The sequence below is a fragment of the Halorubrum distributum JCM 13561 genome, from assembly GCF_000337395.1.
GTDB classification, from domain to species: domain Archaea; phylum Halobacteriota; class Halobacteria; order Halobacteriales; family Haloferacaceae; genus Halorubrum; species Halorubrum distributum.
In genome coordinates this window covers 207061-229014 of sequence record NZ_AOJF01000057.1, presented here as the reverse complement: position 1 = coordinate 229014, position 21954 = coordinate 207061, and the positions used below count along the sequence as shown (strand labels likewise).

The following is a 21954-nucleotide window of genomic DNA, read 5'->3' as shown; positions in this document are numbered from 1 at the left end:
TCAGTCATCACCTGCTGCTGTCTCGACACTGGTCTCGTCGATGTCAACTTTGGATTCGGTCAAGTCACTCTCGCGCCACGTGCCGCGCCGGTACCATGCATAGGCGATGATCGCTCCAACGACGTTCGAAATCGCGAACGACAGCCAGATTCCGCGCTCACCGAGCGGTCCAGAGGCGATCCATGCAATCGGGAACCGGATAATCCCGAGCATCAGCACGGAGATCGCCGCCGCGGTGAGCGTCTTGCCGGCACCGCGGAAGCTGCCCGTATAGGCTCGCATAATCCCGATGAACCCGAAGGTCAACGCGACGTAGCGAAGGAACTGCGCGGCGATGTCGACGACCTCGGGGTCGGTCGTGAACACGTCGGCGATGGGTGCCGCGACGAAGAAGACAACGACCCCCGCGACCGTGAGGACGGTGAAGAGCACTTTCGACGCCAGCCCTGCCGCTTTTTCGACACGGTCCGGCTTGTCCGCACCCATATTTTGGCCTGTCATTGTCTCGACTCCCCGAGCAACCGCGATGGCGGGGAGGAAAATAACCGAGAAGACCCGCGTGCCGATACCGTAAGCAGCGACGACCGCGTCCGGGAACAACGCGACAATGAACAGCAGCAGGTTCATCGACAGCGCTCGGCCCATCCCCTCAATAGAAGCAGGTAACCCGATCCGGACGAGGCGTCGCAGATAGGAGAGGTTCGGAACCATATCACGGATGTGGATCTGGACGCCGCGTGTCCCTCGGAACATGACTGCAAGGCCGACGACCAGCGCGAGCCCGCGGGAAAAGACAGTTGCAAGTGCCGCACCAGTAATACCGGAACCCGTGTAGCCAGTTACGGCGAATAGCGTGGATTCGAGACTACCAAGTCCGAACATCCCGAAAACGGGGTTGTTCTCGAACCCAAAGATTAGGAATGGGTCGATGACGATATTCAGGACGACCGACCCGAACATCACCAGCATCGGGGTGATGGTATCACCGTACCCTCGCATTAGCGCGATGAACACCGCGAAACCGAACATAAACAGCAGCCCCAGTGAAATGACCTCCATGTAACTCGTCGCTAGCGGCAGGACGTCCTGTGACGCGCCCATTACTGCGAGGAAGTCTTCGATGGCGAAGTATCCGATGGCGCCGAGGATCACCGATGCGATGACTGCGAAGGTCACGGTTTGAGACGCCGCGTACTCGGCTTCCCGCTCCTCGTCAGCGCCCGTGAACTGGGCGACGAGGACGCTTCCTGCGACTGAAATCCCCATTCCCAGTGAGATAAGCAGGAACACCATCGGGAACGCAAAACTGATCGCCGCTAGTGCATCGGTGCTGTACTGGCCCAGCCAAAACGTGTCCGCCAAATTGTACGCGGTCTGGAAGAGGTTCGTGACGACGATCGGCATCGAGAGAAAAAACAGTGGTTTCGCGATTCCACCCGATGTGAGGTCGAACTCTTCTGGGCCCTTGAAGAGCGAACCAATACGGCTGAACAACCCCATTACCGTCCAACCTCCGGTTGCTCGTCGGCGAGGAGATGTCGCTCGATGTATCTGGTCATCGTATCGTAGAGTTGGTCAGAGGACTGGTTGATTGTGACATGGCGAGTCTGTGCGCCGGTGATTGTCGTTGCGAGGAATTCTGCGTCGCGGGCTGGCTCGATGTCGTCGTCGAACTCACCGTCGTCCATGCCAGCCGCGAGTATTTCTCGCAACTGTTCGATCAGGAACTCATCGAAATCGGTGAGACGTTCCTGTAGAGTCGAATTGTACGGGGCCTGTGCCTTCAGTTCGAGCATTGCGGTTCGGAACTCTCTCAGAGGCGGCTCAGCGTCGGTAGTCAGTAGAACCTGAAGGAGCTCTTCAAGCTGTTCGTTGGGCGTATCTCCCTCGGGAGAGTCCACTCGGTCGGTAAATCGCTCGTACAGGTCGTCGAGGAAGGCAACGAACAACTGGTCTTTTGAATCGTAGTGGTAGTGGATGGACGACTTGCTGGCGTCTGCTTCGGCAGCGATATCCTGGAGTGTAAGATTTGCGTAGCCATGCTCGCAGAGGGCACGGTACGTGGCGTCCAGGATCTCAGTGGCTGGGTCGTTTGCCATGTAGTCGATATTTTACTTACTAACCGGTTAGTCAAAAGACTTCGGGAGTACAAAACTCAACCGGGGGCTATCGATACTTTCGTCCAACCCAACCGCTACGGGAGGATATCGCGCCAACGGTTCTGACGAGTGTGTCAAAACTGTTATTTGGAGCAGGACGAATATTCTACTAATGGCCGACCCGCCGGACCGGACTTCGTCAGATTCTGACGAGGAGATTATGCGTGCGACCTATCGCGCGCTTCGCGACCACGGATACGCAGATCTCACGATCAAACGTATTGCCGATGAGTACGGGAAATCGACCGCTGCCGTTCATTACCACTACGACACGAAAGATGACCTCCTGGTCGCGTTTCTGGACTATGTGCTTAACCAATTCGGTGAGACGATACATGAGGTTCAGACAACCGCTCCCGAACAGCGATTGGAACTTCTACTCGACAAGTTGCTCGTTGCTCCCGAAGACCACCACGACTTGTTGATCGCAATGCTGGAGATGCGGAGTCAAGCGCCGTACAAGGAAGCGTTCGCCGACCGATTCCAGCAGAACGACGAGTACGTCCAGTATCTGCTTAGGACCGTGATTGATCACGGCATTAGTGAAGACATATTCACTGACGTTGACTCCGAACACGTAGCACGGGCACTCATGACCATCGTCGACGGGGGGCGCACTCGAGCAGTCGTTCTGGACGAGACTGAAACGCTCGCAACGGCCAGACGAACCGCGGACGAATACGTGAACGCAGTCCTCAGAGCTGACACAGGCGGAAGCGAAGATACATAGAACAGAGAGGCAGCTAAATACAGGACCCGAAGGGGATATTCTGGTCTTTGAATTCAAGCAGAGGTCAGGATAGCACGAGCATATGGTTCACCACCACTATACATTACCTAGCATACAGTCTCGTATTGAGTCTGCGGTAAACGGGGATTGGGACGGGAACGTCATCGTCTACCAAACGTACCTCTGACCTCTCTGTCGATGATACGTTGATTTGTGTTTCCGAAATCCGGCTTTGTTGAAATCCTCATTAGGAGATACATTTTGACTGGCTATCGTCAATACAGAAAATACACATCTCGCGGTCAGTCTTGATCTTCCTGTAACTTGTTACAAGAGGTGTATCAAATACAGAGAATGGACCACGAATCGGATCTGTTGAAATTCTCTACTAGTGACCCCCCAACTCATCTGCGGTCAATACAACCTGCTCGATGGCACGGAATCCTTGTGATCTCTTGTGCCCTATCTCCTGTTTCACGCTCTGTGAACTACCCTACCCTACTCGCTCACGGTTGACGCCGTTCGCTCCTTGAGGGTAGGGCTTCCTGCTTCCACGACGCGCTTTGCAGATACAGGCGTGTCCACAGGGAGCGCAGTCTCCACAGGCGTTGATTCGGAGTATCCCACTCCTACGTCTTCGAGGCCGCGAGAAAGGATGTTCCACGCCGCGTTCGCATCTCTGTCCGCCTCAAACCCGCAGGCGGGACAGGAGTGTTCACGGACCCACAACGGCTTGTCGGTCGAAACGCCGCACGACGCGCACGCCTTGGTCGTCCCTCTCGGGTTGACCGCGACGAAGTGCGTCCCTTCTCGCTCACACTTGTATTCGAGCAACGAGAGGAACGTTCGCCACGCGGCAGACGCAGTATTACGGCTGTTCGACGGAGTTTCCATCATGTCCTTCACATTCAGGTCTTCGACCGCCACGAGGTCGTATTCCCGAGCGTAGTACGCCGAGAGCTTGTGCAAGAAGTCACGGCGCTTCCGTCGGAGGTCGGCGTGACACTCCGCGACTCGACGCCGTTGCTTCTCGTAGTTGTTCGACCCGTGCTGTTTGCGCGAGAGCTTCCGTTGCTCGCGCTCCAAGCGGTCGCGTTCGTCTGAGAGGTCGAGCGACCCGACAGCCGTGCCGTCGGTGTCGTGGGCGTACTTGAGAATCCCCACGTCAATACCGACGCACTTCTCGGGGTTCTCAGACGGTTCGGGCGGTTCGCGGTCCATTTCGACGCCGAACGTGGCGAACCACTCGCCTGTCGGTTCTTTCTTGATTGTGACCTGTTTGAGGTTCGCGTCGTCGGGGATGGCGCGGTGAAGCCGAATCGGTATGTCCGCGAGTTTCGAGAGTGACAGCACAGTCTGACCGCCCTTCTTGTCGAGCTTGAAGCCAGACTGACTGTACGTGAAACTGCGGAACTCCCGTGGCGGCTTCCACTTGAGTTGACCGACGGCGTAGCCGTTCTCCTTGAGTTTGGAGAGGCCTTTGAGGTTGTCGAACAGGCGTTCCACGACGGTCTGGAGAACCTTCGAGTACACGTCCGAGAGGCCGTCCCACCACTTCTTGAGGTCGGGAAGTTCCGACCGTAGGGTGGTCATGGACGGCAGATCGCCGTGTTCGTCTTGGTACTCGTTGAGACGGTAGAGCGTGTGGTTGTACAGTTGCCTACAAATGTCTCGGTGGCGGTCCAACTCCTCACGGTGGGCGTCGGACGGCTTGAGACGGTACTTGTAGGCGTAGTACATGACAATCTACTCCCGCTGGTCTTCGACGTACTGTTTCAGCACATCCAGCGATACCTGCCCCGTCGAGATGAGGCAGTACGAGTCGTTCCAGAACGAGTCGCCCCACAGTTCGGTTTTCAGTTCATCCTCGTACTCGTTACGGATACGGCGGGCGGTCGCGCCCTTGACCGTGTTGATGAACTTCACGAGGTCTGTGGTGGGTTTCGCTCGGAAGAGGATGTGAACGTGGTCGTCCTCGCCGTCGAGGTTCGTCAGTTCGACACCGTAGTTGTCCGTGAACCCGCGGATGACCTCGTGAATGAATTGGGTTCGCTCCTCGGTTAGCACTCCGCGCCGATACTTCGTGGTGAGTATCAGGTGGTAGTGCAGGGAATACGTCGAGTGTGCTCCCGAGTCGAGGTCGTACTCCATTGGGTTCGATCAATACTATACTACCCTACTGCAAAAACGTTGTGACTGCGTGGGTCTGTAGGCCTGCTACCGAATCGTGTATGAGAACTGTGCGGCGCTGTATCCCCTCCCTGCTCGCACCTCCCATTCGGTCGGCACTCGCTGAGGAAGGGGGCTTAGCGCCTACTTTCAGCTAAGGATAGCAGCGTTTCCCTCGAGTCAATAGCGCCTATCAGATTTAATCACAGACTCGCCGGCATATTTATAACGATCAAAGATTTAGTTTAGCTTGAGTGGTATGTATGACCACACCAATCAACGCGGAAGCGGAATCGTACTCCCCCCCGGACCACAACAATAAGACAGGTGAGAATCCGTTCTGGCCACTCCTTGAGTGTCTGGGTGGAGGCATCTCAGCTGGGGTTGTCTTACTGCTCTTGCTTCCGATGTTGGCAGATGTGATGAGCCCGCTTGGAGCGTTGGCTTCGACAGGGCTGGTCATCACAGTATTGTTCCTATGGATGTTCTTGTGGACACTCACCGCAGTAACCCGCAAACGGGTTATCGGCTGAACAGTCCCACTAATTGTGGTCGCTCAGCTGTGGGTACGCCATGGAATATTTTTTGACCGGTTGATTCGCACTCTTCAGTGACCGGGTGTTTCAGGTGAGAAATTGTCTGAAGAATAGGATCTCAACAGAGCCCTATCAACATATTCTTACAATGGTGTACGGACGGTGCTGTCCACTCAGATCCACGAACGCTTCCACTGATACAAGAATATGAACGTCGTTAGTTGAGGGCTTGGTGGTACGGTTTGTGCGCGATAGTTTTGCGGAGTTCAGCAATCGCGTTACGATCAGCGGTACTAGCCGCCTCCATCACGGCAATCACTTCTCGCCGCGATATCTTCACACCAGACTCGGTGAGTGCGTCTTCAGGGCGGGTGTGGAGTTCCCTGATTGTTCCCACGCCTAGCAAATACGGAATGGACCACGCGGCCATCGTATTACCGTGCGTGAGTGGCATCGCCTTAATGTACGCTTGGGCGTCATCGAGGAACGTCCCCGCGTAGGAGGCCGTCCGTTCGACAACGTTCGCAGGTGGTTCTCGATTGTCGGTGCGGAGGATAGACTCTTGATCGATCCCTTCGTCAGCGAGCCACTCGGCCGGGAGATAGACGTTGTTTTCCTCTGTGTAATCGTCGTACACGTCCTTCGAAACGTTCACCATCTGTAAGAGGAGTCCAAACTCGTCCGCTGTGTCGTACAGCCTTTGAGCGCGTTTCTGAGAGACGTTCCCCCGGGTGAGGAGATTCGTGATAAGCCTGCCGACGGTACCAGCAGCGTAGTAACAATATTGTTCGAGTTCGGAGCGATCGTTGATACGGAGTCCACCAGTGTCTGCGTAGCGCTCAACGAACATCGTCATTCCGTCAACCATCTCCCGGACCAGCGGAATGACGGCCGTCTGTACGGATTCCGGCTGGTTAGTGAATGTCGCCCAAATTGTCGGAGACTGGGCGACGACGGACCAGTCGGCGCTGCGGTCGGCTGACGGTGGCAACCAACCGTCGACCGCTGCCCGGAACTCGTTCATCGTCCCGTTACTGGCGGGATCGAGCGCAGCATCGAACGTTCGTAAGAGCTTTACTTGCGATTCAGGTGAGACATGACCGGCGTCTTCGATGGTATCGACGACGCGACATAGCAGATACCCCAGGCAGATGTGCGACGACATCGGCTCTTCCAGTACGTCAACGGTCAACGCGAAGGTACGCGAGACGTCCTGTACCGCTTCGTGACACCAGGCGATATCTGGCTCAGGAGATGGATCGGTCATCATTTTGGGAGCTTATACTGTAGTGAGGAAATAGACCCAGAACAGAAACCCAAATCCGCCGAGCCCGGCCATCACGATAGGCAGTACTGTTTTCTCTTGGGTATCGTATAACTTGTACCCGCAATACACGGCGAGGAGGCCAAACAAGGGGATAAACACGAGCGAGAGTATCGCCGTGATCATGCCAACGACGACATAGAGACGCCCCTCTTCGTTCCACACCTGTATCGTATTTTTCAACGAATTCTGTGACTCACTCATGGTTGCTGAATACCTGGCCTGTACACACTTACTAACTAATTAGTCAGGTATACTTAACTCCCTCGGATACTCTTCGCGAATGCCGTGCGAATCCACGATACTACCCAGACTATAACCCGTGGATTATCATAGGAGACGTGCGAACACTCGTGTCTATGCTCTCGTTCTTCCTTGTCCCGCTTCAATCTAGCACGGAACTCACCGAAACGGTGTCAGTCGTCGCTGCAGCAGTCTTCATCGGCGCTGTGATCTGGTACCTCGGGAAGCGCCTGAAGACCCGACTTCGAACGGAGAACGCCGAGGTCGTCCGGGCGGGACTCCTCCTGATGGTGGCAAGCGTCGCTGCCGTCGTCTTGGTGCTCCGATGGAACGCGGCTGGGACCGCACTCTCGGTTGTTGGTGTGCTCGAATTCGGTATCGAGGCTGGTGTCCGCCTCCTGCTCACGATACTCCTGTTCATCGTCGCGTACACCGTCACCCGCATCCTGAAGCGGTTTCTCCTCGGCAGTGGCAGTTCGAAACACCGCGTCACGTCTGACCACCAGCGCCGGGTCGGCTACTACGTCAGTCAAGTCGTGATCTACGTCGTCGCCGTGTTTGGAACGTTCTCGCTGTGGGGTGTCCAGCTAAGCGATCTTCTATTGGGAGCCGGCGTCCTGGGTATCGTGCTGGGGTTTGCGGCCCAGGAGACGCTCGGATCGATCCTCGCTGGGTTTATTCTCATGCTTTCGCGGCCCTTCGCCATCGGAGACTGGGTCCGAATCGGCGATCACGAAGGATTCATCACCGAGATCACCATCAACAACGTCCGCCTCCGTAATCTCGACGGTGAACACGTCGTGCTCCCGAACGAAGCCGTGAACAATCGAACCATCATCAATCGCAGCATCGAAGGGAAACTTCGGCTCCGGGTCGAAGTCGGGATCGATTACGACGTTAATCCCGACCATGCCGAAGCTGTCGCTCTGGAGGCGCTCACGGAACTCGAGGAGATCATGAGTCAGCCCGCCCCGCAGGTACTCCCGGTTCGGTTCGACGATTCGGCCGTGATACTCGAACTGCGATTCTGGATCGACAAACCGACCCCACAACGGAAATGGCGAGCTACCCAAGTAGTCATCCACAATGTCAAGGCCGCGTTCCGACGCGAGGGAATCAAGATTCCGTTCCCGCAACGTGAACTTATGGGGAGGAAAGAGACTGGTGGCTTTCGAGTCGTTGACGACGAGTTGAGCGGCCAACCTGAGGCGGATTCACACTCGCCGACCTCATCGACAGATCGATCCGAGTGAGCGGGAGCAGTGTCCCTTCTTCGATCACCGATTTCCTTCGAGTGGAGTTCGTGCCTCGGCGATCGCGTCCGCACGACTGAGATTTGTCACCCTATCTCCCCGCTTGATTCACGACCGGCACCTCAGTTCGGAGTCGATGTACGAGGCCAGCGAGACGCGTGCTGCCGCCGCGGCGCTTTTGCGGTCTGTCGTCACGCGACCGTACATCGCGCCGTTGACCGTCGCTAGGATATGCTCCGCGACCCGCGACGAGTCGACATCACGGAAAGTGCCGTCGTCGATGCCGCGTTCGACGATGCTCCGGACGGTAGCTGCCAGTCGGTCATCGATCTGCGTGAATTGCTCGCGAAATACCTCGTTCGTCACGGCTTGGGAACGGAGACCGACTAGCACCGCTTGGAGCTGTCGTTGCTCCTCGTCGGGCTGAAGCGGGAGGAGCTTCTCAATGACGTGCTCGAGATCCTCTGGCGGTTCGTCGCCTGTCTCTGTCTCGATCGTCTCTTCGAATCTATCGACGGCGAACTCGAGAAACGCGACCAGAAGGTCGTCTTTCGTGTCGTAGTGGTAGTAGATAGCAGCCTTCGATTTATCGAGTTCGTCGGCGATTCGGGAGATCGACAGGTCGGCGTAACCGTGCTTGAGTAGTGCTCGATAGGTGGCTTCCATAATCTCTTCTTCGGCGGTGCTCCAGTGCTGTTTGGGTGAATCAGAAGCCATAGTCAGTCCGATTGGTTCTCGTCGATTCGTTCCAGTTTAGAGACGTCGACAACGTTGAATTCGGTTGTACACCAGTGGCAGAATCCGAGATCGGGATCGACCGGCTTTCCGCAGGCAGGACAGGCGGGAGATTCATCAGCCCCTGTTGACCCGACAGTATTGTTTGCTTGGAATCTATCGGGTTGTCTTCTAACTTTCGCGATGAGATACGCGTCAAGGACACTAGCGGCACTGATCAGGACTATCGGGAGAATCGAGAATGGATCGGTTAGCGTACCCGAACTAAGCGCGGATATCGTTGACTCGGGGACAAACAGAACTGAAGCAGCAACGGTGAGTCCTAGCCATCCAAGCGCTCTCAGCCAGCGCCGCAGGTAGAAGTGGCCAAGTCCGGTGACCACTGTTCCCAGAAGCGCAGCGAGTAGTGGATTGTTGCTGAGCGAGACTCGTCCCATACTATTGACTAAACGTTCGGTAGGTGTTAAAACCTTCGTCTAACTGGAAAAGGCCATTGACAGAGGCACGATGAGATGCACTCTATATATCCGAGTAAACTAGTTTTAAGCCGTATATCCGGCAGATAGAGAATTGTGGCTGAGAATATTGTCTGGTTTGAGGCGACCTACTCTCACGTGAGATGAGGGGAAAGATTGATACTTACCGAACGTTCAGTATGTGTTGTGGCGCAACCCGAAGCGCCCGAATACACAATGACCGATGAATCTCGGCCCGCTGACGAATTGACAGCATCGTGGCACGGCCGCTACCTGGCTCGCTGGGGCAACGAAACACCTCTCTACGAAGCCGTCACCGACGCCGTGTCAACCGTTACCGGCGATGCCCGTTCGGCAGTCGCCTCCCGCTACGATCGGACGCATGCGTTCGCGCTCAGTCAACTGTTCGGCGGAGCTGACGGATCGTCGACGCCATCGACTGGAGTGGTCAAGTTCGTTCTCTCCGAGTGTGTCGTCTCGGTCCACAGCGACGGGCAGCTCTCGGTCAGCCTCGCTGACCGTGAACGTAACGCAATTGACTAATCACACACATATGCAACGACTCACCGCGAACAGCGGACCTCATCCAGAATTGACGGCCGGACTCGATCGAACAATCGTCACCCGGAGACTGAATCGGGTTGATAAACCAGCCAGCGTCGAAACTGAGTGTACTCTCGAGACCACCTCTACAACATAACACACATGCGACATTTTGGACTTAAAATTCGGATGGCCGTCGTCGGTGCACTTCTCGCGGGATTCTACCTCGTGGCCGTCGCCGCAGCGATGGTCACGTTCGGCGAGGGCATCCTCCCGATTGCTATCGTCGGCAGCATCCTCTTGATCGGAATCCAGTATAAAGTCGGCAAGTGGGCCGCGCTACGGAGCGTCGGGGCCGAAGACCTGCCTGAGACCCAATACGCAGAGATTCATCAGTTCGTTGAGCGCGTCTGTCGAGAGAAGGGCATGAAGAAACCGTCGTTGAAAATCGCCAGTATGGGCGTTCCGAATGCGTTCGCGGTCGGTCGCCGTGGAAACGGAACCGTGGTCATCTCTCAGGAACTCATTCAACTGCTTGACCGAAGCGAGCTCGAAGGCGTCATTGCCCACGAACTCGCCCATATCGACAATCGTGACGTCATCACGATGCAACTCGGTCAAGGCATCGCATCCATCGTCGCTATCGTTGCGCAGTACATCGTGTTGTTCACTGGCGAGAACGACCTCGCAGATTTCTTCCTCGCTGTCGTCGTCGGGAACATCGTCCAGTTCGTCGTGATGATCTTCGTGCTCGCGATTTCCCGGTACCGCGAATACGTTGCCGACGCCGACGCCAGGGATGTCATCGGGCAGGGCGAACCACTCGCTCGGGCGCTTGAGAAGATTCATCAGGGTAACCAGCAGGCCCAACAATCAGCTGGACGTGCCCAGCACGGCCGTGGGTCGGCTAATCGGCGCGGCCGCGGGCGGGGGAGGCAGCGCTCCCGCGACGCGAACGTTGATCAGCAGGTGGGCGCACTCTGTATCTCCAGCTCTGACCGTGGCTTCCTCCAACAAATCGTCTCCACGCACCCGCCCATGGAGAAGCGTATCCAGCGGCTCCGCTCGTAGATGCCCGGGGTCCGCGAACTTCTCGCAGTCGTTCTCGGCATCCTGCTCGGCATTGTGTTGATTGCCGCCCCACAAACAGCACTCCGACTGTCCGTATTTGTTGGCCCGACCCGTCGACGTCGTGGTGACTACGGCACAGACAAGCACGACTCGCTTTCCGACCAGTGGACGTGGGTCATTCGTGGACTCGGTGTCGTATGTCTCGCTATTGCGCTCTTTATCGCGTATCAAACGTATGCCTGACTGGTCCGCCAACACATCTCTATCTCTATAGCTCCAGAGAAACTCATCGATAAGAGATACTGAGGTAGTGAATATGACGGCAACCCCGGAGTCTCGTCGGGTGGTCTCCCGACAGATCGCAAGACGTTCGCATACTGATTGGCCGGCGTACGATTCGGCACCGTTGTACGATCGAACGTCGCTTGCCGGTCTGGGATCGGACGTTCGTATCGTCTCTACAACGTGGTTCAGACACGATGATCATACCTCCGTCGAGCAGTTCGTCTGCTCGCTCCCGTTGGCCTATGCCATCTTTGACGCCGAGGATCGCTACACCGGGCCCACACGATACGAGATGTCTACGCTCTTTCGGGTGTTCGTACTGAAAGAACTCCACGGATGGGAGTACGAAACAGCTCTCGTCGACTACTTAGAGAACCGTCCTGTACTCTGTGAGCAACTGGGGTTCGAGACGATCCCGGATCAGTCAACACTGTGGCGAAGCTGGCACGAGCGGTTCTCCGCTGACCTCAGGGAGACTGTCGAGACTGGTTCTCTCAATGCATAGACCGCAGGCACGGTTTGCTCACTGACAACGGGTACTATTTCGACCGCTTGAACTCGAACCGTGCCCCGCCATCGCTTCCGTCTGTCACCGAAACTGTCCAACCGTGCGCCTTCGCGATGTCGGCCACAATCGAGAGCCCGAACCCGGTTCCCCCCTCGCTGGACGTGACGCCGTGTTTGAACACGTCGTCTTGCTTCTCCTGGGGAATCCCGCTGCCGGTATCCTCAACGTAGAATCCATCGTCTCCGTCTAGTCCACCCACGGTCACCGTGACGTCGGCACCACCGTGCTCGATTGCATTTCGGAAGAGATTCTCGAAGAGTTGGGTCAGCCGCCCTGCATCCCCGGTGACTGTCGGAATTCCATCTGCGACTGTAAGCGTTGCCTCCTCAGTATCGACGTATCCCCACGCCTCCGTCGTAATACTCTCGAGGTCGATCTCTTCTGCATCCTCGATCGTCGTCTCCCCACGTGCCAGCGTCAGGAGGTCCTCGATGAGTCGTTCAATTCGGTCGTGTGCGGATTCTACTTTTTCAAAGTGCTCCGCCTTCCCGGTCTCCCCCGCGATTTCGAGGAACCCCTTTGCGACAGAGAGCGGGTTTCGCAGGTCGTGGGCAACGACGCTCGCAAACTGGTCAAGTCGCTCGTTCTGTCGGTGGAGTTCTTCCTCCCTGCTCGCTCGTGCGAGTGCTGCCTCGACAGTCGCACCGAGAATCCGGAACAGGTCGACGTCCGTCTCAGAAAAGACTTGCGTGGAAACTGACCCCGTCGACATGAGCCCATACTCACCTAGTGGGACGAGAATCTCACTCCGTATCTCTGTGTTCGGGTTGTGGGGTTGCCCCTCAGCTTGGATATCATCATATACCTGGGTTTCTCCGGACTCAAACACGTCCCAAGCGAGACTGTCTCCAGGAGTGAACCGGGGAGACTCGCCAAACAGGTCTCGTGCTTCGGACGTTTCCGTAATTGGGGCGAGCACGTTCTCTCGGTCGTCGTACTCCCAAATTCCGGTGATATCGAGGTCCAGTATCTCGGCCGCGGCATCGACGGCGATCGCTCCGATCTCGTCGCTTGATTCAGCGCCGCTGAGCGATTGTGCGGTGTCCTGAAGCGAGCGGAGGCGAGCTTCCAACCGTTTCTGTTCGGTTATGTCCTCCAAGACGGCGAGGATGCTCGTAGTCTCTCCGTCGGGGCCTGTAACCGGCGCGACCGACAAGAGCAGGTCCAGTTCGTCTCCGTCTTTCGTCTCTCGCCGTATCTCCTTTGCTCGGATTCGCTCGCCGTTCAGGACGCGCTGCCGGTGTGAGGCAAACTCTTCCTGCTGCTCGTCCGGGACCATCGGATTGAACTCGCCAAGCACTTCGTCCTGCGACCAGCCGAACATGGCTTCAGCCTCGTCGTTCCAGCGGATGACGGTCCCATCCGTGTCGATTTCCATAACTGTGAGTGGCGTGGCCTCGATGAGCGATTCCAGTCGCTGGTTCGTCGCTTCGAGTTCACGCTCTCGTTCGACTTGCTCGGTAACGTTTCGAGCGATACCCACGACTCGAACAATCTCGTCGTCGACGATTACTGGTGCGAGGCTGGTCTCCCAGAACTGCGCACCGTCACCGATGTCGAGTTCTTCGCGATACGAGATTGGGGCCCCCTGATCGACGCAGCGAGTGTAATTGGCCTCGAGTTCAGCACCCTCCTGGTCGCCAAACACGTCTCGTGGGGTCTTGCCGCGAACTTCCTCGGTCGTAATTCCGGTCTGTAACTCGTATCCGGGACTGAGTCTGGCGAACTCGAATGATGGGTCCTCACCAGCGGTATCGACGTCAAGCAAGAATATCGCGTCCCCGGACGTTTCGAGCAACGCCTCGTATTCCTCCGCGAGCTCTCGATGCTCACGGCGTTCCGCTTCTCGCTCCGTGATGTCCTGAAAAACACCCCGAAGTACTGCGTCGCCGCGCTGTGTGTCGTCGACGTATTCTCCCCACGCCCGGACGTCACGCACCGCTCCGTCGGGTCGAACGATTCGGAGGTCGAGGTCGTACGGTTCCCCGTCTTCGATTGCTCGGTCGACTGCTGCGGTAATCGTCTCTCTGTCGTCGGGGTGGTAGAACTCGATCGCGTCGTCGAGGGAGGGCTCGTAGTCCTCGTCGACACCGTGGATCTGGCGGACCCCGTCAGACCAGGCGAGTTCGCCGCTCGATGGGATGAATTCCCATATACCGATATCTGCGATGTCCTGAACGCGGTCGAAGAGGAACTCCTGACGTTCGAGTTCGGCACGGTCACGACGACGCGAGATTTCGGTACTCACGAGTTGTGCGACCAGCTCGACGAACGTTCGTTCGAGCGCTCCGAACGGCGCGAGTCGCGTTGTCGGACTCGAGAAATTGACGGTTCCGTAACGCGTGTCGTCGACGACGAGTGGCACGCCGATGTACGATTCTAACTCGAACTCACGGTAGGCAGGATGCGTCTCTTTCCCGTCGCTAACGGCGTCGACGAACGAACAGACCGAATCCGTGCCGACGACTTCCGCACAGTACGTCGATTCGAGATCGAACTGATCGCCAACTTCGATATCGGCTTCCGGTGCGTGAACTGCTTCGACCGTGTAGTCGCTGTCCTGAATCCGCGAGACGATGCCGATTTCGAGCCCGAGCGTCTGGCAACCGACTTCCAAGAGATTCTGGAGGCGTGACTCGGCCGAGACATCGCTTTCTCCCATGACCGCCTGGAGGTCTTGGAGTGCGTCCCGCTCTCGTTCCAATTGACGCTTTACCTCGCTTTGTTCGGTCACGTCTCGAGCGACAACGAGCACCTGCTTGCTTTTGCGACTCTGGAACGGGGTTACCCGGACGTCGAATGTCCGCTCGCTGGTCCCGACCACGACGTCGAGTTGGAGGTCTGCATCGTACAACCCGGTGGACCCACCATCGCTCTCGATCTCGTCGAGCGTCGATTCGACTGCCTGGGAGAATCGCGTTATATCGGAATTGCTAACGCGGTCACCGACGACCGTTTCGAGCTGTTGTCCTGTGAGCTGGGCCGACTGATCCCCTGCGAGCAACCGCTTTGCAGCCGTATTCGCGAACTCGATATCACCTTGCTCGTCGAGGACGAACACGACGTCGTGGATGTTCTCCAGAATCGCATCACTGCGCTCTAGCTTCAGTTCCCGCTCTCGCTCGGTAGTAATTTCACGTGAAAAGACGGTCAGCCCGTCGTCATCTGGAAACGCTCGCACTTCGACCCAGTAGTTGAATGGCTCTTCCAGATGCTGTTCGAACGATACTGGTTCACCAGTCTCCATCGCCGTTCGATACTTGTCTTCGAGTTCCGTCCCGACGATCGACGGGAACTCTTCCCAGATGGCTTCTCCGACGAGCGCGTCCGAGTCACGGCCGATTCGTTCGGCCATTTTCTCGTTCATATACTCGATGCGCCAGTCGCTATCGACGGCGTAAATCGCGTCAGTTGCGCGCTCGAGCGTTCGTCGGAAGCGCCGTTTGGTCTGCTCGGCCTCCGTTTGTTTACGAGCAGCCTTCGTGAGCGTTCGAATACGGGCCGCGAGTAGTGTGAAGTTATCACGCTCCGATCGGACTGGGATGTAGTCCGAGACGCCGGCACGAGTCGCTTTGCTCGCGATTTCTTCACTCCCTTGTCCAGTAAAGAGGAGTATCGGGATATCGTCGTTCTGCTGGCGAATCGACTCCGTAAGCCCGATACCGTCGGAATTTTCGAGCGAGTACGCCGTTACGATACAGTCGATTCGTTCCGTAGCAAGATGGTGCAGTGCTTCGTCGATACCGTCGGCAGGTATACAGTCGATCTCGGTACTCGTCTGTTGGAGTTTGGTTTGAACCAACTCCGCGAATGCGGGATCGGAGTTCACGTAGAGGACGCGGATTGGATCGTCCAGTTCGTCAGTAGTACCGAGCACAGTTACAGAGATTTGACTGTCTAACTGGTTAAATATTTCTTGCGAGACACTCTCGTGGGCTATCGAGGTCGCTGACGACTGAAAAGCGCAATAATCGAGGGAGTTGTAGTATGTCGGTCAATATAAGGAAACGGGACGGATACGCTGCTAGTATGCCTGCGGAAATTCTGGCTGCCGACGACGACGAAGATATCAGAGAGATGATAGATGTTAGTCTCAGTGAGGAGTTCGATGTGGAGACTGTAAAAGATGGTCGGGAGGCATGGGAGTACTTAGAAGAGTCCCCGGATTCATTACCGAAAGCGGTCATTCTCGACGTTATGATGCCAGAGATGGACGGGTTTTCGGTTCTGGACCATATCCGAGAGAACGACGGGATGCAGGATATTCAGGTTGTCATGTTGACATCTCGGAGTCGGGAGGAGGACATCGTTCGAGCGCTCGAGGCAGGCGCGGACGATTTCCTGGCGAAGCCATTCAATAAATCCGAACTGTACGGACGTGTACAGCAAACTCTCCAGTAAGCGACCGTACAGAATTGAAACAGTAAAGGTGCATTAGCTGGTAGATAGTCACAATGTGGGTGGCCACACTAGTCGCCGTTATCGGTCTCTTGAGCGTCGGGGCCATCACTCAGTTCACCGGGTATCGTATGGGAGGGTCAATCACCATTCCCGTTCTTGCCGTGTACTCTTTGAAGAACTTCGTCATGCTCCCCGTTTTTGTGTTGAGCGCGGCAGCCGCGTACGTCGGGCTGTGGATCCTCCGTCGTCGAACATTGATATTTGGTCGTGACGAGCTCATCGCAGCGATGGTCATCGGCACAGCCGTTCCAGTAGTCACGCTCTTTTTCATCCTGCAATTAGGACTTGAGGTGGGAGTGGTTGCGTTTCTGGGAAGTATTCTCCCTGGACTCGCAGCGTACAATTACCATCGAATCAAGCCGGAGTATCGCCGAAACGACCTCTTGGCGAGTATCGGGTTGTTCGTTACCCTCACTGCGCTCGGTTGGGTACTGGTTTCCAATGGATATGCGCGTGAATTTGGTGCGCTGACGCCCCCAGTCCTCTTCTCTTCGACGGCAGATGTCGCTATCTACAAAGGTGTTGCAGTGCCCATCGACCCCGAATCTGTCATCCTCTCTCGAGAGATTGTGGCCGGACTGTTCGCTGGTGGGCTAGTTCTATCTGAACGGCTCCGGGGCCGGTTCGGTGTTCGGGTCGGAATCATTGGTGCGGTCCTCCTCGCGATTTACGCGCTAGCGAGCTATTGGCTCGTAATCCTGTACGTCCTTTTGCTTGCGCTATCGTTCGGTTTCATCCAGTTGTCGAACTACCTCACACTCCGGTACGGACGAGTGCTTCTCGGAGTGACTGTCGCAGTCGCGATCTTCGCCGCAGTATCGCTGACGTTTGTCGTACCAATTGAGCGAGGGCTGTCGGCGTTCTTTACTGCGATTTTGGCAGGTGTTGGGGCGTACAACGCGCATGCGTCGGCACCATTCGAGCGCCGCCTCGTCGTCCCGCTTCAGATCGTGGTCTTTGTCCCCGCTTTGATCGTCGCTCGACTGTTCAGTGCTCCCCAACCTCGTGGGTTTCCACAAGAGCTGACGTTGCCTGTCCTGGGGATTGCAGCGGTTCTCTGGGTGGCTGCCCTGGGTGTCGCGTACTGGTATACTGTGTCACCCCCGGGTGAAGATGAGGTTCTCTCTGCGTCGGTTCTCTCTGAAGGGGGTGAAACATGAGTCGGACTGCCTTCGAGATCTACGGCCGTGGGTTCGGCTGGTCGTGGCGTCTTAGGGGCCCAGCGGAGGTACTAGCAACCGGCAGCCGCCACTACGACACATCCCGAGCAGCACGCGATGCAATTGACATTGTTCGCGCCGCTGTTGCAGAACTATCGGGGAACGAAGAGTCCTTCCCAGACACCGACGTCGACGCGCCCGACATAATCGTCGAACAAGAGGCCACACCGTCAGGAGAGCTTCCGGAGGAACGAAACAACTGGGTCTGGCGGCTCCAAACTGCAAACGGGGTACTGGGACATAGTGCCGATCGCTTCCCGACGGAAATGACAGCACAGTCCGCGGCGGACCAGTTCCTCGACTATGCGGCGGGGGCGCTGCCGATGTTCTTGGTTGGGGCAGAGTACGAGTGGAAGACTGGCCCGAAGCCAATCGAAGTCGGCTCGTCGAGTTTAACAGGGCTGGTTAGTGAAGCAACGAGGGGTATTCGACATCGTAAGGTCCTCGATCAGATCGATACCCAGATTGTCGTCTCGGGGGACTCGCGGTAAATCCTCAACCACCCAACGGCTCGACGACGTCTTCAACCGCCGAGGGTACGACACGCTCACGAAGATCACCGGCAACCATCCACTACTGATCCACAACGGCGAGGTCCATCCTATCGAACGACGGGGGCCTCGAACGACGCTCTACGAGAATATCAGTCTCATCGCTGAGTTCGTCCCCGAACTCGATGCGTACGAGCCGGACGACGTCGCTATCTTCGAGAATCAAGGTATCACAGAATACACGACCCGGCTGTTCAACCAGCGTCTGACCGATCCGGACATCATCGTGTTAACAAACGTCCGTCAGGACCACACAGATACCCTTGGAAAGACCAGGACAGACCTTGCACGTTCGTTTGCGCGGTCGGTCCCAGCGGGAACACACGTTGTGAGCGGCGAGCAACACCCGGTGTTGCACGAATATATGCAAAAAGAGATCGAACGCCGCGGAGGGACTATCGAGCAGGTTGATATTCCCGACGAACACGAAGGGCTAATCGGTTCTGAAACGATCCACGCAGTTAATGCGGTGTTAGATGTTGTTGGCGAACCGCCACTTCCAGCCGAGGAGATCGAATCGTTCCTCAGTGCGATCCAACCAACGTGGATAGAACTTGAAGACGGACTCATCTTCAACGCTGCCGAGGTGAACGATGTCGAAAGTACTGAGATGGTTCGACGGGTGCTCGTCGATGACGAATGTATCACCCCGTTCGTGTACCTCCGAAGAGACCGGCGGGGGCGTACAGCGTCATTTGCTCAATATATCGAGTTGCTATTCGAGCGAGAGTTAATCGATGAAGCTCACATCGGTGGGGCTAACACACGCGCATTCACCGAAAACGTCGATGTTCCAACCAAGTGCCACAGTCAAAATGCGGACCCGGAGCAGGTTCTAACTGAACTGTTCACCGATGGCCGACCGGTCATCCTCATGGGTAACACGGTGGACGAGTTTATGCGTGAGATGCAGGCGTCGATTGAACAACGAGTGAAAGAGAAAAGACAGGCTGCCTCGGCAAGCGAAGCTGTTGACATTTCTGAACAGGGGAGCGCGGAAGCGACTAAACCAAAAGATTACGAATAAAACGTCAGCTTCTGTAAGAAGCGGGCCTTTTCGTTAGATGTAGACGTGTTCTTGAGGGGGCCAGAACGATTGTCCGGTAGTGGCCATTACTACTGAATCTCGGAGAACCGTCTTTCGACAAATTGCACGACTGTCGTACGTTGAGTGGCCAGCGTACGATTCGACACCGTTGTACGACCGCACCTCACTTACCGGATTAGAGTCGGATGTCCGGATCGTCTCAGGAGCTTGGTTCACGCACCATGAGCACATCTCTGTTGAGCAGTTCGTCTCCGAACTTCCGCTGGCCTACTTCCAATTCGAGGCCCACGACTGCTACGAGGATCCGACACACTACGAGATGGACACCCTGTTTCGCGTGTTCGTTCTGAAAGAACTTCACGGATGGGAGCACGAAACAGCACTCTACGAGTACCTCGAAAGTCATCCGGAACTTTGCGAGCGGCTTGGGCTGGAGACAGTACCTGACCAATCGACACTCTGGCGCAGTTGGCACACGCGCTTCAGCGATGAGCTTCGCGAGACGGTCCAGAAAGCGGCTCGAACGATTCTCATCAAAGCGCAGAACGCCGATGTCACCGTCCCCCGCGAACCGGAGCAGATCCTCCCGGCTCGTTGCGATGACGTGGACGAATCGGTTCCAGACGACCGAGCCATTCTGGACAACACCGATAGAGTCACCGAGCACGTCAGCCGTGTCGTGTTCCCTGCGTTCTCGCTCAATCGTGGCGAAGGCTGTGAGGTCCACGAGCACGCTTTCTGGGACCTACAGACGTATCTCGGACTGCGCGAGCGGCTGGCTGCAAACGAGGGTGCTCGCAGTTTCGTCCACGAGTCAACGCGGGAGCGGACACCACTCGGACACGCCCACCGCGACCACATTCGTGATCTCTCTATCGAGCAGATTCGAGCGATGTACCGGCAGGCGATTCGACGACTCATTGATGAGGTCGCAGATACGGAGAAGTTCTTCCGGGCAGGGATCGTCGCTATCGACATCACCGAGGCTGCTCCCTTCACCGGCGACCGGACCGGCCACGAGGACGAGATCATTGGGACGAAAGAACAGACCGACGAGTACGCCTATCAGTGGGCGACCGTCCAGCTGGTCGGGAACGCTGTCCCACTCGTCCTCGATGCCCGCCCAGTACGGAAAGGCGAGTCACGACTAGAAATCGTCGAGGACTTGCTGGATTCGGCTGAAGAGCTCGTTCACGTCGATAACGTACTGATGGACCGGGAGTTCGATAGCCAGCACGTCCTGGAGATGATTAGTCAGCGCGGGCACTCCTACGTCGTTCCGAAGCGGATGCAGACCAGCGAGAAAGCCCAGGCCAAGCGATTGCTCCAGCGCGATCAAGGCCGATATGAAACTGACCGGAAGCTCCACCTCGGCAAGAACGAGTGGCACGAGACGACGCTGATCTACCGACGGAAAGAGGACTCCGAGCACGACGATCACCGGCAGTATTCGGTGTTCATGACGAATCGGGGGAGCGGACACCTTACGGAGTACGGCTACAGGTGGGAGATCGAGAGTGGATACAGGTCGATCAAACGGTTCATGGCGGCGACAACGTCGAAGAATTTTGAGCTGCGATTCTTCTACTTCGCGTTTGCGTGTCTGCTGTACTCGATCTGGCGAGCTGTCGATCTCCTCGTCCAAGCCGAATTGACTGGCGAGTATGAGCACTCACCGGTGATTACAGCGGACAACACGCTGACGCTGCTGAAGAAGGAAACTGGAATCGGGTAGAGAGACACTCTGTCTGGGTTAGCGCGCCGTCTGAGTGGCTACACTATTGGACGTCTGAAAAATTTGCCCATACGGTTGAAGGTTTGACAAGAATGGCCGCTTGGAGAGTAATCTGGAGCAGTTTCCGCTGACCGAATCGGTCAAATTCGCGCATCACAGGCCCGCTAAATCCACTGTAGTCTCAACTTCCATCTAAGTAGCGTTCAGTCGTGACGTAGAAGACGGGATACTCGGTCGGCGCTTGTAGATGCCAGAAGTAACTGAGAAAGAACATCGCAGGCTTGTAACGAGGCTCTGCGTCGATGCTGTTGTCCCGGTAGGTTCGCGCCAGGTCGGCGTGCGCATTGATTCGCTCCGCAGCCTCGGCCCTTGACTCGGGCTTGGGGAGAATCTCACGCAGGTGGGCAGCGAGATCCTCCTGATCGGGAGTCGCGTTCCACATCTGGTTGAAGTGCATTTGCCCGTTGAACCCGTCAAACCCCCAGTACGGGTGTTGCTTGTTGAGGCCGTCATTACGCGGTTTGAATTCATCAAGTGTGATTTCGCCGTTGAGAAACTGGTTCAGCAGCGGAAGGAGATGTTCGTTCCGCACCTGATCGCGCTTCTCGTTCCGTTCACGGTAACGTGATTGCGCTCGATCACTCAGCAAGAAGGATTCGAACAGGTCTGTTGGTGAAGTCATTGCTTCTCTAATCTGTCGGCGGCGTCAAAAGTACACACGGCAGTTTCCCGGGAACGTATCACGCCCCGGTGGGTCTCTCAGCGAACAGGGTATTCGTTCAGTGGAACAAGAAGAGGTTACATGGCGGTGAAGCGGGTGAGAGAGATTCCGGTGGCAGACGTGTTC

General features: G+C 56.4%; 20 protein-coding genes. 10 read left to right on the top strand and 10 right to left on the bottom strand.

The features are described from left to right. Together C470_RS14475 and C470_RS14470 are read right to left on the bottom strand one after the other, a co-directional pair. Entirely contained in the window at positions 1-1500 is a 1500-nt protein-coding gene (locus C470_RS14475) for an MATE family efflux transporter (protein WP_008368219.1), read from the bottom strand. Beyond that, positions 1500-2099, bottom strand: a complete 600-nt coding sequence (locus C470_RS14470; protein ID WP_008368218.1) for a TetR/AcrR family transcriptional regulator — start codon at positions 2097-2099, stop codon at positions 1500-1502. The genes C470_RS14475 and C470_RS14470 overlap by 1 nt, the downstream gene beginning before the upstream one ends. 172 nt (positions 2100-2271) lie before the next feature. Between C470_RS14470 and C470_RS14465 the strand changes: the two genes are divergently transcribed. Further along, the gene (locus tag C470_RS14465) at positions 2272-2889 is read left to right on the top strand and encodes a TetR/AcrR family transcriptional regulator (protein WP_008368216.1); all 618 of its coding nucleotides are present in this window, start codon (positions 2272-2274) and stop codon (positions 2887-2889) included. Between the two features lie 498 nt (positions 2890-3387). Here the strand turns inward: C470_RS14465 and C470_RS14460 are convergent, their stop codons facing one another. From C470_RS14460 to C470_RS14445, 4 genes are all read right to left on the bottom strand, one after another. Further along, positions 3388-4629 carry an RNA-guided endonuclease InsQ/TnpB family protein gene (locus tag C470_RS14460; protein WP_008368214.1) on the bottom strand — a complete coding sequence of 414 codons (1242 nt, stop codon included), beginning with the start codon at positions 4627-4629 and terminating at the stop codon, positions 3388-3390. A 6-nt stretch (positions 4630-4635) separates the two neighbouring features. Beyond that, positions 4636-5040, bottom strand: coding sequence for an IS200/IS605 family transposase (gene tnpA, locus C470_RS14455; protein ID WP_008368212.1), 405 nt, complete (start codon positions 5038-5040; stop codon positions 4636-4638). 771 nt (positions 5041-5811) lie between these two features. Next, positions 5812-6864, bottom strand: a complete 1053-nt coding sequence (locus C470_RS14450) for a phytoene/squalene synthase family protein (RefSeq protein WP_152418689.1) — start codon at positions 6862-6864, stop codon at positions 5812-5814. A 9-nt stretch (positions 6865-6873) separates the two neighbouring features. Then, entirely contained in the window at positions 6874-7122 is a 249-nt protein-coding gene (locus C470_RS14445) for a hypothetical protein (RefSeq protein ID WP_159369607.1), read from the bottom strand. 155 nt (positions 7123-7277) lie between these two features. Here C470_RS14445 and C470_RS14440 point away from each other — a divergent pair, with 155 nt between their 5' ends. Further along, positions 7278-8414 carry a mechanosensitive ion channel family protein gene (locus tag C470_RS14440; RefSeq protein ID WP_008368206.1) on the top strand — a complete coding sequence of 379 codons (1137 nt, stop codon included), beginning with the start codon at positions 7278-7280 and terminating at the stop codon, positions 8412-8414. 108 nt (positions 8415-8522) lie between these two features. Here C470_RS14440 and C470_RS14435 read toward each other — a convergent pair whose 3' ends face one another. Both C470_RS14435 and C470_RS15470 read right to left on the bottom strand, forming a co-directional pair. Continuing rightward, on the bottom strand, positions 8523-9131 hold the full coding sequence (locus C470_RS14435; RefSeq protein WP_008368204.1) for a TetR/AcrR family transcriptional regulator: 609 nt from the start codon (positions 9129-9131) through the stop codon (positions 8523-8525). Positions 9132-9133: 2 nt separating this feature from the next. Continuing rightward, positions 9134-9586, bottom strand: a complete 453-nt coding sequence (locus tag C470_RS15470) for a zinc ribbon domain-containing protein (RefSeq protein WP_008368202.1) — start codon at positions 9584-9586, stop codon at positions 9134-9136. Between the two features lie 225 nt (positions 9587-9811). On the opposite strand from C470_RS15470, the gene C470_RS15465 reads away from it, so the two are divergent. The 3 genes from C470_RS15465 to C470_RS15455 all read left to right on the top strand — a co-directional run bounded on the left by C470_RS15465 (position 9812) and on the right by C470_RS15455 (position 12029). Next, positions 9812-10168, top strand: coding sequence for a HalOD1 output domain-containing protein (locus C470_RS15465; protein WP_239638592.1), 357 nt, complete (start codon positions 9812-9814; stop codon positions 10166-10168). A gap of 189 nt (positions 10169-10357) precedes the next feature. Further along, on the top strand, positions 10358-11239 hold the full coding sequence (locus tag C470_RS14430) for a M48 family metallopeptidase (RefSeq protein ID WP_008368200.1): 882 nt from the start codon (positions 10358-10360) through the stop codon (positions 11237-11239). Positions 11240-11645: 406 nt separating this feature from the next. Beyond that, complete coding sequence (locus C470_RS15455) at positions 11646-12029, top strand: transposase (protein ID WP_008368198.1); 384 nt, start codon at positions 11646-11648, stop codon at positions 12027-12029. Positions 12030-12063: 34 nt separating this feature from the next. On the opposite strand, the gene C470_RS14425 is transcribed toward C470_RS15455, so the two are convergent. Then, positions 12064-15969 carry a PAS domain S-box protein gene (locus C470_RS14425; RefSeq protein ID WP_008368196.1) on the bottom strand — a complete coding sequence of 1302 codons (3906 nt, stop codon included), beginning with the start codon at positions 15967-15969 and terminating at the stop codon, positions 12064-12066. 110 nt (positions 15970-16079) lie between these two features. Between C470_RS14425 and C470_RS14420 the strand changes: the two genes are divergently transcribed. The 5 genes from C470_RS14420 to C470_RS14405 all read left to right on the top strand — a co-directional run bounded on the left by C470_RS14420 (position 16080) and on the right by C470_RS14405 (position 21107). Further along, the gene (locus tag C470_RS14420) at positions 16080-16493 is read left to right on the top strand and encodes a response regulator transcription factor (RefSeq protein ID WP_049908774.1); all 414 of its coding nucleotides are present in this window, start codon (positions 16080-16082) and stop codon (positions 16491-16493) included. Positions 16494-16546: 53 nt separating this feature from the next. Then, on the top strand, positions 16547-17713 hold the full coding sequence (locus C470_RS14415) for a poly-gamma-glutamate biosynthesis protein PgsC/CapC (RefSeq protein WP_008368193.1): 1167 nt from the start codon (positions 16547-16549) through the stop codon (positions 17711-17713). Next, complete coding sequence (locus C470_RS16335) at positions 17710-18264, top strand: hypothetical protein (protein WP_239638591.1); 555 nt, start codon at positions 17710-17712, stop codon at positions 18262-18264. The genes C470_RS14415 and C470_RS16335 overlap by 4 nt, the downstream gene beginning before the upstream one ends. Next, entirely contained in the window at positions 18182-19351 is a 1170-nt protein-coding gene (locus C470_RS14410; protein ID WP_008368189.1) for a Mur ligase family protein, read from the top strand. Before C470_RS16335 ends, C470_RS14410 begins: the two co-directional genes overlap by 83 nt. Positions 19352-19430: 79 nt before the next feature. Then, positions 19431-21107: a transposase gene (locus tag C470_RS14405; RefSeq protein ID WP_049908772.1), complete on the top strand. Its 1677-nt coding sequence runs from the start codon at positions 19431-19433 to the stop codon at positions 21105-21107. 181 nt (positions 21108-21288) lie between these two features. Here the strand turns inward: C470_RS14405 and C470_RS15860 are convergent, their stop codons facing one another. After that, entirely contained in the window at positions 21289-21789 is a 501-nt protein-coding gene (locus C470_RS15860; protein ID WP_152418688.1) for a hypothetical protein, read from the bottom strand. Positions 21790-21954: the final 165 nt, after the last annotated feature.